The sequence below is a fragment of the Streptomyces sp. NBC_00872 genome (assembly GCF_045161915.1).
Lineage (GTDB): Bacteria > Actinomycetota > Actinomycetes > Streptomycetales > Streptomycetaceae > Streptomyces.
The window spans coordinates 653,378-666,311 of record NZ_CP108806.1 but is presented as its reverse complement, the minus strand read 5'-3'; the positions used below and the strand labels follow the sequence as shown (position 1 = coordinate 666,311).

At 72.2% G+C, this 12,934-nt stretch carries 12 protein-coding genes; 3 read left to right on the top strand and 9 right to left on the bottom strand.

The genetic code is table 11. The annotated features are described in order from the left end of the window. The first annotated feature begins 114 nt into the window (after window positions 1-114). The 3 genes from OG214_RS02860 to OG214_RS02850 all read left to right on the top strand — a co-directional run bounded on the left by OG214_RS02860 (window position 115) and on the right by OG214_RS02850 (window position 4,631). A complete protein-coding gene (locus OG214_RS02860) occupies window positions 115-279 on the top strand; it encodes a hypothetical protein (protein ID WP_363083997.1) in 165 nt (54 codons plus the stop codon). A gap of 155 nt (window positions 280-434) precedes the next feature. Then, window positions 435-3,161 carry a class III lanthionine synthetase LanKC gene (gene lanKC / locus OG214_RS02855; protein ID WP_405983648.1) on the top strand — a complete coding sequence of 909 codons (2,727 nt, stop codon included), beginning with the start codon at window positions 435-437 and terminating at the stop codon, window positions 3,159-3,161. Between the two features lie 9 nt (window positions 3,162-3,170). After that, entirely contained in the window at window positions 3,171-4,631 is a 1,461-nt protein-coding gene (locus OG214_RS02850) for an MFS transporter (RefSeq protein WP_405983647.1), read from the top strand. A 102-nt stretch (window positions 4,632-4,733) separates the two neighbouring features. On the opposite strand, the gene OG214_RS02845 is transcribed toward OG214_RS02850, so the two are convergent. The 9 genes from OG214_RS02845 to OG214_RS02805 all read right to left on the bottom strand — a co-directional run bounded on the left by OG214_RS02845 (window position 4,734) and on the right by OG214_RS02805 (window position 12,925). Continuing rightward, window positions 4,734-5,171, bottom strand: coding sequence for a helix-turn-helix domain-containing protein (locus tag OG214_RS02845; RefSeq protein ID WP_363082453.1), 438 nt, complete (start codon window positions 5,169-5,171; stop codon window positions 4,734-4,736). Window positions 5,172-5,325: 154 nt separating this feature from the next. Then, the gene (locus tag OG214_RS02840; protein ID WP_363082452.1) at window positions 5,326-6,543 is read right to left on the bottom strand and encodes an MAB_1171c family putative transporter; all 1,218 of its coding nucleotides are present in this window, start codon (window positions 6,541-6,543) and stop codon (window positions 5,326-5,328) included. Beyond that, a complete protein-coding gene (locus OG214_RS02835) occupies window positions 6,536-7,072 on the bottom strand; it encodes a ParH-like protein (protein WP_405983646.1) in 537 nt (178 codons plus the stop codon). Before OG214_RS02835 ends, OG214_RS02840 begins: the two co-directional genes overlap by 8 nt. A 343-nt stretch (window positions 7,073-7,415) precedes the next feature. Then, entirely contained in the window at window positions 7,416-8,033 is a 618-nt protein-coding gene (locus OG214_RS02830; RefSeq protein ID WP_363082450.1) for a TetR family transcriptional regulator, read from the bottom strand. Window positions 8,034-8,222: 189 nt separating this feature from the next. Further along, window positions 8,223-8,486 (bottom strand): UBP-type zinc finger domain-containing protein, encoded by a 264-nt coding sequence (locus OG214_RS02825; protein WP_363082449.1) that lies wholly within the window; start codon window positions 8,484-8,486, stop codon window positions 8,223-8,225. Between the two features lies 1 nt (window position 8,487). Beyond that, on the bottom strand, window positions 8,488-11,124 hold the full coding sequence (clpB, locus tag OG214_RS02820) for an ATP-dependent chaperone ClpB (protein WP_405983645.1): 2,637 nt from the start codon (window positions 11,122-11,124) through the stop codon (window positions 8,488-8,490). Beyond that, window positions 11,115-11,471: a chaperone modulator CbpM gene (locus OG214_RS02815; RefSeq protein ID WP_405983644.1), complete on the bottom strand. Its 357-nt coding sequence runs from the start codon at window positions 11,469-11,471 to the stop codon at window positions 11,115-11,117. The genes clpB and OG214_RS02815 overlap by 10 nt, the downstream gene beginning before the upstream one ends. Beyond that, entirely contained in the window at window positions 11,468-12,439 is a 972-nt protein-coding gene (locus OG214_RS02810) for a DnaJ C-terminal domain-containing protein (RefSeq protein WP_405983643.1), read from the bottom strand. The genes OG214_RS02815 and OG214_RS02810 overlap by 4 nt, the downstream gene beginning before the upstream one ends. 6 nt (window positions 12,440-12,445) lie before the next feature. Next, on the bottom strand, window positions 12,446-12,925 hold the full coding sequence (locus tag OG214_RS02805; protein WP_363082445.1) for a nucleotide exchange factor GrpE: 480 nt from the start codon (window positions 12,923-12,925) through the stop codon (window positions 12,446-12,448). Window positions 12,926-12,934 lie beyond the last annotated feature (9 nt).

Below are 12,934 nucleotides of genomic sequence, written 5' to 3'. Positions count from 1 at the left end.
GGGGATACCGGACGCATACCGACCTTTGGGCATCTGTGAATCGGCCTGTTCTAGCTTCTGGTGCTGCCGGCGCACCCCCGTCGTCGGACACGGTTCGCTATCCGAGGAGAAGTCATGGCCGAGAACACCGAGCCCACGAACGAGTCCACCGAGCCGGCCGAGGCCGAGGTCGAGGCGCACGCCGAGTCGCCGCTGGAGCTCCAGGAGCTGGACGGCGCCGTCCCCGGCAAGGACCTGGAGCAGCCGGGCACCAGCAACATCAGCGTCGCCCTCTGCTGACACCCTCCCCACGATCGATGGTGCGTCCGGCCGCTGTCACCGCGCGGCCGGACGCGCCGCCGTCCCGCCCCACCCGAAGGCCATGCGAAGCCATCGGAAGTCGTCCGAAGTCACTTGAAGTCGCCCGAAGTCCCGCCGGAGAGAGGTTCATGGACATGCCCGTCGCTTTCGCCGTAGCGGACAGGGAGTTCTACGCGCCGCTGGAGAGCAGCCGGGACCGGGGCGAGATCTTCCGGCCCGCGAACCCGCCGGAGGGCTGGCTCGACATCGACTTCGGAGTCTGGACCACCTGGTACAGGGAGGACAGGAAGCCCGGTGTCGAGGACGGCTGGAAGGTCCATGTCTCCGCCCGTGCCGACCGGCTGGCACACGTTCTCGACACCGTCGCGGAGATCTGTTTCGAGCAGGAGGTGACGTTCAAGCACCTCTCCTGCCGGCTGTTCTATCTGTGGACCCATCACAAACAGGCCGCGCGGCAGGCGAACGGCAAGTTCATCGCCGTCTATCCCCGGAGCGCGGAGGCCGCCGGCGCGCTGATGGAACGGCTGCGCGAGGCCCTCGCGGACGAGGAGGGGCCGCATATCCTCACCGACCGCCGTTACAAGGACTCCCGTACGGTGCACTACCGTTACGGTGCCTTCACGCGCCGCAGCCGTATCCGGCCCGACGGTACGGATCTGCTGCTGGTGCGCGACGGGAACGGCCAGGAGACGGAGGACCGGCGGGGGATGTCCTTCGTCCTTCCTGAGGGCGTGTCGGATCCCTTCACCGAGCGGGTGACCGCGGCCCGCCGTCCCGCGGCCCGTTCCGCCTCCGGCCCCGCCGCCAAGAAGCTCTCCTTCCAGGGATATGTCTTCGACGAGGCCGTGCAGTTCAGCAACGGCGGCGGTGTCTACCGGGGGCGCGAAGAGGCCTCCGGCCGCCCGGTGTTCATCAAGGAGGCGCGCGCGCACTCCGGTGTCGACCAGGACGGCGCCGCCGCGCCGGACTATCTGCGCGGCGAGTGGCGGGTCCTCCAGGAGCTGCGGACGACCGATCCCGGACTGGCCCCCGAGCCGGTCGCCTACTTCCGCCAGGGGGAGCACGAGTTCCTGGCCATGGAGCTGATCGAGGGCAAGTCTCTGAACAGCTGGATGGCGGACAACCAGCCCATGCTGAGCGGGGAGAGGACCCCGGAGGCCTTCGCCGCGTACTACGCGCGGTGCGAGAGGATCCTCGCCGGGATCGAGGAGGCGCTGGAGCGGCTGCACACGGCCGGCTATCTCTTCGTGGACGTCAGCCCCGGCAATGTCCTGGTGACCGGGGACGACGGGGTGAGACTGGTCGACTTCGAGGCGACGCGCCGCCCCGGCACCCCGTTCACCCCGCTGGGTACCCTCGGCTACTCCCCGCCGCCCGAACTCGTCGCCGGGGCGGGCGGCGATCCGTTCCTCTACGACGACTACGGAGTCTCGGCGCTGGCCCAGCTGCTCGTCGGTCCCTACCACCATTCCATTCGCCACAACTCGGACACGCTGTCGCATCTGCGCCATGAACTGAGCGCCTACGCCCCGGTCTCCGAGGTCCTGTGGCACCGCGCCACCAAGTTCCACCGGCCGGCCGGACCGACCGCCGGACCGACCCCCGGGCCGACCGCTGGACCCACCGCCGGGCCGCACGCCGGACCGGTCGCCGGAGCGGCGGGGCCCGGCCGGCCGGAGCGGCTGCCCACGCCCGAGTCGGTGGCGGCGGAACCACTGCGTCATCTCGCGGAGCTGAGGGACCGGACCGGGGACGCGCTCCTCGCGATGGCCGATCTCGCCCACCCCGCCCGGGTGTTCCCGACGGTCCCGGACGGATACCGCACCAACACCCTCTGCGTGGCCTATGGCACGGCGGGTGTCGTGCACGCCCTGGGCAGGGCCGGCCGTACCCTCCCCGACGGTCTGCTGGAACGGCTGCGCCGTGACGCCCTCGCCGCCAGGACCGATCTCGCCCCGGGCCTGTACGTCGGTCTCTCCGGTATCGCCTGGATACTCGCCGACCGCGGTCTGCTGGACGAGGCACGCGAACTGCTCACCGTGGCCGACGGCCATCCGCTCACCACCGGCGCCGCGTCGGTGACGCTGTACGGCGGCTCCGCCGGACTCGCGCTGGCCCATCTCGCCCTGTACGGCCGTACCGGCGACGAACACCACGTCGACCGTGCCCAGGCACTCGCCGCGGCCCTGCCCTCCGACGAGGCGATCACCCCCTCGCTCGGGCCCGACGACGCCACCGGTCTGATGCACGGACGCTGTGGCGTCGCCCTGATGCTGGGCCAACTTGCCTCTGTCACCGGCGAACGGGACCATCTCCGGCGCGGGGTACGGCTGCTGCACGCCGAACTCGACCGGGACCCCGCCCCCGGGACACCCCGGATGTACTTCCCGATCTCCGCGGCCGACAGCCGCAGCCTGCCCTATCTGTACTGCGGCTCGGCGGGAATGGCCCACACGGTGACCCGCTATCTGGGCGCCGTCGACGACCAGCGGCTGACCGAGGCGCTGCCCCGGCTGCTGGCCGCCCTGCGCTCCGGGGCCCCCGCGATGTCCGGACTCCAGCAGGGACTCGCCGGTCTCGGCTTCGCCCTCGCCGACCACGCCGTGCTCACCGGGGACGAGCCGAGCCGCCAGGAGGCGATCCGGATCGCGCGCGGACTCTACAAGTTCGCCGTTCCGCACCCCACCGGAGTGCGTTTCCTGGGCGACCGGCTGCTTCGGTTCAGCGCCGACCTGTGGAGCGGTTCCGCGGGTGTCCTGCTCTTCCTGTCGCAGCTTCTCGACCCGCGCCCCGGCGCCCTTCTCACGGCGGGCCTGCCGGCCGCCGTGCCCACACCCGAATCCGCCCTGGCCCCCCGGTGAGGCACTTCCATGGATGAACCGGAGAGCACCCCCAGGCCGCCGCGCCGGTCCGGCGCGAAGCAACCCGTGCCCGGCGCGGAAGCACCCGTGCCCGGCGCGAAGCCACCCGCCCCCGGCGCGAAGCCACCCGCCCCCGGCGCGAAGCCACCCGCCCCCGGCGCGGAAGCCGCGACACGACACCGCGACCTGACCCTGTACTGGTGGGGTCAGACCGCCTCCGCCTTCGGCTCCGTGTTCACCGCGATCGCCCTGCCCATCGTGGCGGTGGTCCAGCTCGGCGCCTCGGCGATGGAAGTCGGTCTGCTCAGCGCCGCCGCCACCCTGCCCGTCCTGCTCTTCGGGCTGCCCGCGGGCGCGCTCGCCGACCGGATCACCCGCCCCCGGCGGGCCCTGATGGCGCTGGACTGTGTGTCGGCGGTGACGGTCGCGGTGGTCGCGCTGGGGCTGGCCCAGGACATCGTCACCGTGGTCTGGCTGGCCTGCCTCAGCGCCGCGCTGGGCGCCATGTCCACGCTCTCGACCGCCGTGTACTTCCTGCATCTCAAGCAGTTGGCGGGTGCGGACAGGGTCGGTCCCGCGCGGGCCAAGCTCCAGGCGGGCCAGTACGGCGCCTCGCTGATCGGCCGGCTGCTGTCGGGCCCGGCCGTCGCCGTGCTCGGCGGGGCGTCGGCCCTGGCGCTCGACGCCGTGAGCTATCTGCTCAGCGCCGTGGCCCTGCTGAGCATGCGTCAGCCGGAGCGGATGGCTCCCCGGGCCGGGCAGCCGCTGGCCGCCACGCTCCGAGGGGCGGCCGACGGACTGCGGTTCTTCACCAAGGACCCCTTCCACCGGGCGCTCGCGGTCTTCGTCGTCGTCCCGACCTGTACGGCGGCGGCGGTCACCGCGCTCACCGGCCCCTTCCTGCTGCGGACCCTGGAACTGCCCACGGAGGCCTTCGGAGCCGTCTTCGCGCTCTCCGGGATCATGGGTCTCGGCGGGTCGGCCGTGGCGTCGCGGCTGCTGCGGCCGGGCAGCGACGCGCGCCGGGTGTCGCTGTTCACGTTCACACTTGCCGCCGCGTGCACGCTGCTGCTGCCTCTCTCCAACGGACCGCTCGCGCTCGCCGCGCCGAGCGCCGCTCTGGGCATCGGACTTCCGGTGTTCTTCGGGGCCATCGCCAATGTGGCCGTGACCTCCGTGCTCGTCGCCGATGTACCGGAAGCCGTACTGGGCCGGTCCATGGCGGCACTTCAGGTGTGCACGGCGGCGGCCGGGATACTCGGCGCGCTCGTGGGGGGCGCGCTCGGCAGCCGGTGGGGGGTCCGCGAGGCGCTGTGGGCCATGACCCTGCTCGGCCTGGCCGGTGTTCTGGTGACCCTGCCACGGGCGCTGCGCACCGCCCGGCGGCTGCGCGAGGCCGCGGAGCGGGAAACAGCTGTCGCCCGCGACGAGTCTCTGGACGCGGAGGGGCCGGCACGACGGGCGACGTGACGGCCGGCGAGGGAGGGAACCCGCGAGGAGCGATCGGGGAGGAGCGCCCGGGGGAGCGGCGGAGAGGCGCGATCGGGGAGTGTCAGCGGCGGACGGTATCGCTCACGCGGTGCCGTCCGCCGCTCCGTGCTCCCTCTCCCGTCGTGCGATCACATCGATCATGTCGCTGATCGTGCCCACCGCTTCGGGGGAGAGACCGACCGCGCGCAGGGCCATGCTGCGCACCTGCGCGTCCCGCAGCGCGCCGAGCAGTTCGAGCTCCTTGGCGACCGCCGCGCCCTGGTCGTCGTCGAAGAAGTAGGCGACCGGTACGTGGAAGAACTGGGCCAGGGCTTCGAGATGGCGCTTGGTCGGATTGTCCCGGCGCCCGGTGCGCAGCTGCCACAGATACGTCGCGGAGAAGCTGTCCCCCGTGGCCTCACGGCAGGCCCTGGCGACCTCTTCGTGGCTGTACGGCTCACGGTTGGGACGGCGCACCACACGGAACAGGGCGTCGATCCTCCCGGCCAGTGTCGACGGAGCGGGCTCCTCGTCGGCCATCGCGTCCGTCACCTCCTGGGCCCGGTGGATTCCCGGTACTGCCGGATCGTTTCCGACTGCGCATTCATCCTAGTTCATGGGCCGTCCAAGGCGGAGGGGGGCGGATCCGGCCGATGGCGCCGTCCTCCCGACGGTACGTACGGCCGAAATACCGTCAGGGACGCGCCAGTTCCTCGCGGGCCAGCCGGCGGGTGTACTCCACCGCGCCGGAGAAGGTGAAGGCCTCGGCCACCCTGATCAGCCAGGCGGCCTCGGCGTCGACGGTGTCCTCGGCCGGCGGTGAGGTGAGCCCGGCGGCGGTCGCGTCACCGTATGTCCGCCCTGCCCGCGCGGATTCGAGCGCCGCCGCGATGGTGGCCGCCTCGACCGTGGCGGCCAGACCGGCGGGCGGGACCGGGAAGCGGATGAGGGCACCCTCCACCCACAGCTCGATACGGGGATCGAGATAGGGGCGCAGGGCGAGATAGCCGTCCCTGATCTCCACCACCCGCCGGTAGAGGGCGAATTCGGCCGCACGCGGATCCACCCGGCCCGCCCACCGCCAGGAGACGCCCAGGGCCGTGCCGGGAACCACGGCGTGCAGCGCCGACCACAGCGGCTCCAGGGCCCGCAGATCGCGGTAGGGGCGGAGCCAGCCGGACGGGGCGGCGAGCGCGGGACCCCAGCGGGCGGCGGTCACCCCCAGGGCCGCGAGAACGAGACAGCCGGTCCCCAGCGCCACCGCCACCGGGTCCAGGCCCGCCCCCTGACGATGTGTTCTGACCATGCTCACGACGGATGTCAGACCCCAGAGTCCCCAGACCAGACCGACCAGGGCGCCGGCGCAGATCAGCCGGAGACCCGTACGCAGCGGCCCCGGCGGCAGACCCCGCGCGTGCAGGCCCACCGGCACGGTGAACAGGACGAGGCAGAACAGCGTGTACAGCGTGAAGACCGAGTCGAACGCGGCGAACCAGAGCGACCCGGACGCGTCCGTGGTGACCGTACTCCCGACGACCTCGGGCCGTGCGACGAGGAAGAGCACGGGGCAGCCCGCGAGGACGACGGCGGTCGTGCCGAGATGCCAGAGCCCGGCCATCCGCACCGGTGGCCGTGGCGTCAGCCGTAGCGCGGCCTGGGGCAGAAAGGCCATCGCGGCCATCTCCAGCTCACGCCCCGCGAGATGGAATCCCGCGGCGGCCTCCGGTACGAAGAGCTGGGCCGCGGTCACCGTGGTGGGGGCGAGCAGCACCATCGCCGCGCCCATGGTCAGCCCGAACCAGCACAGCAGCCGCACCGCGGAGGACGATCCCCCGCGCCGCGCCAGCCGCAGTTCGTACCAGCCGACGGCGATGGCGAGCCCGGCCGGACAGTACGCCAGCACCTCACCCATGGCCGGGTTCCTCGCCGTCCACGGCGCCCACGAGCCAGCCCGCGTCGCCGTGCCCCTGGGCCGTCCGGGCGGGCCTGGCCCCGTCCCGGGCCACCCGGTGCAGGATCAGCGAGGCGAGCAACTCGGCCTCGCACTCCTGCGGTTCGCTGTACACGGTCCGGCCGAGGACCCGGCGGATCAGCGTGGGGGAGAGACCCGGCATCAGCAGACGCGCCGCAGACGACTCGGCGGCCGGCTCCTGGTCGTGGCCGCACAGCAGATGAGCGGCCTCGTGCAGCAGGATGTGCCGCCGGTGGAAGGCCGTGGTGCCCTCGGCGCAGAGGATGTAGTCGGCGCGGTCGGTGGTCACGAGCAGCCCGCAGGGCAGCGAATGTCCCATGGCGACGGGAATGATCTCGATGGGCCGTCCGCGCTGTTCCGCGAGGGCGGCGATGAAGGCCTCGGGGGTGAACGGCCGTGGCAGCGTGAGTGACGCGGCGATACGGCGGGTCCGCTGCCACATGCGCCGTTCGGCGCGGCTCCGGTTCACGCGTGCCCCCTCTCGGCACCCGCGGACCCGGAACCCGCGCGCTGTATCCGCGGGTTGGGGGCGTGCACCGGACGAGTGGGCCACGCGCCTTCCACGTGCCCCGTGTCTTCCACGCGCCGCGCGTCTTCGGGCCGGGGTGCGGTCAGGCGCACCGCTATCCGTAATCGGCTGTGCTGGCCTCTCGTACCTCTCGCAGGCCCCTCGGCGCCGTCGTCGGCGTCCTGCCGGTCCCCGGAGGACGGCCGCGTCCCACGGGCGGCCGGGGCCGGCGCTGCAGTGGCGTCCATTCGCGTCTCCTTGCGTAGCGGGCGAAGCGGATGACCGGGGACGTGCGTGCCACGGGTCAGCCGGCGGGGGCGGCGCGCATCCGGCCCACGGGCGGCGGGTCGGGCAGGATCAGCGGAGTCCTGGGATCGGGCAGGCCGTACAGCTCGTACAGCCGGCCCCGCACCCGCTCCATGGGGTACTGGTCCGCGTAGACGGCGGTCTTGAAGATGACGCCTTCCAGCACACTGCGGAAGAAGACCTCTTCCAGCGCCGGATCGGCCGCGCCACGGGCCGCGAACAACTCGCGCAGCCGGTCCTCCAGCTTCACGACCCGCTCCTCCTTACGGGCCTCGACCCGCGCGAACAGATCGTGCGTGGCGGGGCCGACGACCAGGCTGAGCGCCATGCGCTGCACGGGGATCGTCCGTACGGCGGCGAGCAGGACACCGTCCAGGATCGCGGCCAGCCGCTCGTCGGGGCTGCCGGTCACCTCGGCGATGGCGACGACACCGTCGAGATAGCGGTCGAGGAGTTCGTCCACGAGCGCCTGCTTGCCGGGGAAGTAGTAGCTGATCAGACCGCGCGAGACACCGGCGCGGGCGGTGATGTCGGAGATGCTCGCCTCGTGGTAGCCCTTCTCGGCGAACTCCGTCAGCGCGGCGGCGAGGATCCTCTCCCGCGACTGCTCACGCATTTCCTCGTTCGTATGCGCCGATCGCGGCGACACGGTCCCCCCAGCTCCTCACCCCAAGGCCCGCCAGGCCGGCGGCGGGCCCCGCGTCCGGTGTCGCGGCCTCGCGCGCACTCGAACTATGTACACGTCAAAATACACTGGCTGTCCGTACAGTCAACGTCACAGCAGCCACAGGGACATCGGCGGACATCAGACGAACGTCCCGTGCATATAGCACCAGCGCCAGTCCTCACCGGGCTCCAGGGGCGCCACCAGCGGATGGCCGAGGGTGCCCGCGTGGGTACGCGCGTGACGCAGCGGCGAGGAGTCGCAGCATCCTACGTGACCGCAGGTCAGACAGAGCCTGAGACGCACCCAGGGCGAACCGAGCCGCAGACACTCCTCGCAGCCGTCGGGGGTGCGGGGAGTGACCGGCCGGGCCATGGAGAGATGCCAGTCGGCCGCCGCGCCCATCTCATGCCGCCTTCCCCCGCTCGGACCCGGGCGCGTCCTGATACGTCACGACCAGCTCGCCGTTCTGCGCGTCCACCCGGATGACCGACCCGTCCCGCGCGTCCCCGCGCAGCAGCGCGCGTCCGATCAGGGTCTCCACCTCGTGCGAGATGTAGCGGCGCAGCGGCCGGGCGCCGTACACCGGGTCGAAGCCCTGGTGGGCGATGAGTTCACGGGCCTGCTCCGTGAGTTCGACGGTGATCCTGCGCTCGGCGAGACGCCGGCGCAGCTCCTCGAACTGGAGGTCGACGATCCGCTCGATCTGGGCCAGGCCCAGCGGCTTGAAGAGCACGATGTCGTCGACGCGGTTGAGGAACTCCGGCCGGAAGTGCGAGCGCAGTTCGGCCATCACCTGGGCGCGGGCGTCGGGCTTGATCTCGCCGTCCACGCTCGCGTCCAGCAGATAGGTGGAGCCGATGTTGGACGTCATGATGACGATGGTGTTGCGGAAGTCGACCGCGCGGCCCTGCGCATCGGTGATCCGGCCGTCGTCGAGGATCTGGAGCAGGGTGTTGAAGACATCGGCGTGGGCCTTCTCCACCTCGTCGAACAGCACCACCGAGTAGGGCCTGCGGCGCACGGCCTCGGTGAGCTGGCCGCCCTCCTCGTACCCGACGTAACCGGGAGGCGCGCCGACCAGCCGGCTCACCGTGTGCCGTTCCTGGTACTCGCTCATGTCGAGGCGGATCATGCTCTCCTCCGTGTCGAAGAGCGCCGCCGCGAGGGTCTTCGCCAGCTCCGTCTTGCCCACACCGGTCGGGCCGAGGAAGATGAACGACCCGATCGGCCTGCGCGGATCACGGATCCCGGACCGGGCCCGGATGATCGCGTCGGCGACCAGCCGTACGGCCTCGTCCTGGCCGATCACCCGCTCCTGGAGGATCTCGTCCAGCCGCAGCAGCTTCTCGCGCTCGCCCTCCTGGAGACGGCTCACCGGGATACCGGTCCACGCGGCGACGATCCCGGCGATCTCGTCCTCGGTGACCACCTCACGCAGCAGCCGGGTCTCGCCCTGCTTGGCCCGCAGCTGCTCCTCCTCGGCGGCGAAGCGGCGTTCCAGCTCGGTGAGCGTCCCGTAGCGCAGTTCGGCGGCGCGGTTGAGGTCGTAGGCGCGCTCGGCCTCGTCGGCCTCCTGACGGACCCGTTCCATCTCCTGACGCAGCTCCTGGACCCTGCGGATGGCCTGGCGCTCGGACTCCCACTGGGCGTGCCCGGCGTCGGCCTCGGCCCGCAGACCGGCCAGTTCCCCGCGCAGCTCCGCCAGTCTGTTCACACTGGCCGGGTCGGTCTCCTTGGCGAGCGCCGCCTCCTCGATCTCCAGCCGGGTGACCCGCCGGGTCAGCTCGTCCAGTTCCGCGGGCATCGAGTCGATCTCGGTACGCATCCGCGCGCACGCCTCGTCCACCAGGTCGATCGCCTTGTCGGGCAGGAAGCGGTCGGAGATGTAGCGATGGCTGAGGGTCGCCGCGGCGACCAGCGCCGTGTCCTGGATCTTCACCCCGTGGAAGACCTCCAGACGCTCGCGCAGTCCGCGCAGGATGGAGATGGTGTCCTCCACGCCCGGCTCGTCCACCAGGACCTGCTGGAAGCGGCGCTCCAGCGCGGCGTCGGTCTCGATGTGCTTGCGGTACTCGTCCAGGGTGGTCGCGCCGATCATGTGCAGCTCGCCCCGGGCGAGCATCGGCTTGAGCATGTTCCCCGCGTCCACGGCTCCTTCGGCGCCGCCCGCGCCGACCACCGTGTGCAACTCGTCGAGGAAGAGCAGGATCCGGCCGCCGGCCGCCTTGACCTCCCCGAGCACCGCCTTGAGCCGCTCCTCGAACTCACCGCGGTACTTGGCCCCGGCCACCAGCGCCGCCATGTCGAGCGCGAAGACGGTACGGTCCCGCAGGCCCTCGGGTATGTCGCCGCGCACGATCCGCTGGGCGAGCCCCTCCACGATCGCGGTCTTCCCGACCCCCGGATCGCCGATCAGGACCGGGTTGTTCTTGGTCTTGCGGCTGAGGATCTGGGTCACCCGCCGTATCTCGGCGTCCCGGCCGATCACCGGGTCCAGAGTGCCGGCGCGCGCCTCGGCGACGAGATCGCGGCCGTACTTCTCCAGCGCCTCGTACGCGGACTCCGGAGTCGCCGAGGTGACCCGCTGATTGCCCCGGATCCGGGTGAGCGCGGCGAGGAGGGTCTCCTTGGTGAGCCCGTGCTCCTTGAGCAGACGTCCCGAGGCGGAGGCGGAGCCCTCGTCGGCCAGCGCCATCATCAGATGCTCGACGGAGACGTACTCGTCCTTGAGCCGCCCGGCCTCCCGCTCGGCGGTCTCCAGCAGCCGCGACAGCCGCTGGGTGACGAACACCTGGCCGGGTGCGGCACCCGGCCCGGTCGCCCTGGGCCTGCGCGACACCTCGCTCTCCACGGCCGCGCGCAGGGACGGCGGATCGACACCCGCCTGGCCGAGCAGCCGGGGGACGAGCCCGTCGGGCTGGTCGAGCAGCGCCAGCAGCAGATGCTCCCCGTCGACCTCGGTCTGCCCGAGGCGCACGGCCGCGCTCTGGGCCTGTTGCAGGGCTTCCTGGGACTTCTGGGTGAGACGGTTCATGTCCATGGCGAGTCGTCACTCCTCGCGCCGGTACGGCGCAGCGCCGCCTCCAGCAGACTGATCCGGTCCAGCAGATCGAGTACCAGCCCGATGGAGGCGTAGTTGAGGGGGAGTCCGGCCCGCAGCCGCTGGACACGGGCCAGTCTGCGCGGGGCGGAGAGATCGAACGAGAGCCGGCCGGCGCGGTCGCGGGTGGCGTCCACCAGACCGAGCGTCACCAGACGCCGGACCAGATCGGGATGGAGTCCCGAGCGACGGGCCACCTCGTCCAGGCCGAGCCGGCGGACGGGCACGAGCTCGTAGACCCGGATCCGCCCCGCCTCCGGCCGCTGATGCCGTTGATCGGCCGTCATCCCGGCCTCCTCGGGTCGAAGTCGGACGCGGCGGCCAGTTCCTCGAACAGCTCGCGTTCACGGTCGGTGGGACGGGGCGGGACCATCACCCGGAGTTCGGCGTAGAGATCGCCGTCGGTGCCGCGCGCACGGGGCATGCCCTCGCCGCGCAGCCGCAGCCGCCGGCCGCTGGAGGAGCCCGGCGGGACGGTGACCTTGGCGGTGCCGCCCGGGGTGGGCAGCGGTACGGTGGCGCCGAGCGCCGCCTCCCAGGGCGTCACGGGAAGCCGGACATGGATGTCATGGCCCTCCAGCCGGTACCGGTCATGGGGCCTGATACGCACCCGCAGATACAGATCACCGGCGGGTGCGTCACGGCCGCCCCGGCCGCCCTCGCCGGCCAGCCTGATCCGCTGTCCGTCCGTCACGCCCCTGGGCACGGTGACCTGGTAGTCACGGCGGCCGTCCGGTCCGGCGAGGCCGACCGCGCGCCGGCCGCCCCGGTAGGCCTCCTCCACGGTCAGCTCCAGCTCGGCCTCCTGGTCGGCCCCGGGCACGTTCCCGCGTCCCCCGCCGCGCCCCGCGCCGCCGAACAGATCGCTGAAGAGGTCCTCGAAGTCCACGTCCTGATAGGCGCCGCGCGTGCCCTGCGCGAAGCGCGTCCCGCCGCCCGGCGCGGTCCAGCCGCCGCCCGTCGAGGCCCGGCCCCCGGGGCCGCGGCCGGCCGCGGCGGCCACCCGCTCGTCGTAGTCCCCGGGAGACCCGGGGAACTTGCGGAAGTCCGGGCCGAACCGGTCGTAACGCGCCCGGGTGTCCGGGTCGGACAGCACGCCGTAGGCCTCGTTGACCTCCTTGAACCGCTCCTCGGCCCGCGGGTCCTTGTTGATGTCGGGGTGGTGGCGGCGGGCCAGCTTCCGGTAGGCCTGCTGGATCTCCTCGTCGCCCGCCGTACGGGGGACCCCGAGCACCTCGTAGTAGTCCTGTGCCATGGACCGTCACTCCCGCCGCTGACTGACCGTCACGGCCATCGGCCGCAGCTGGCGGTCGTCGAGCCCGTATCCGGGACGCAGGACCTTCACGACCGTGCCGGGCTCGGCGTCCGGGTCGTCGACGACACCGACCACCTCGTGCCGGCCCGGGTCGAACGGCACGCCCTTCTCCTCCTGGCGGGGATAGCCGAGCCGTTCCATCGCGTCGACGGCCTGGTCCCGTACCGCCTCGACCCCCTGGACGATGGAGGCGGGGTCGGCGCGGGCGTGCGCGAGGGCCAGTTCGAGATTGTCGAGTACGGGGAGCCACTCGGCGGCGGTACGGGCACGCTCGGCCCGCCGTACGTCCTCCAGCTCCCTGGCGTAGCGCTTGCGCAGATTGTCGAGATCGGCGAGCGCGCGGCGCCAGGCGTCCTGGACCTCGGCGAGCTCCTGCGGCGGACCGTCCGGCGGCGGTACCGCTTCCGGTTCCGGCTGTGCGGCCATGGCGTGACC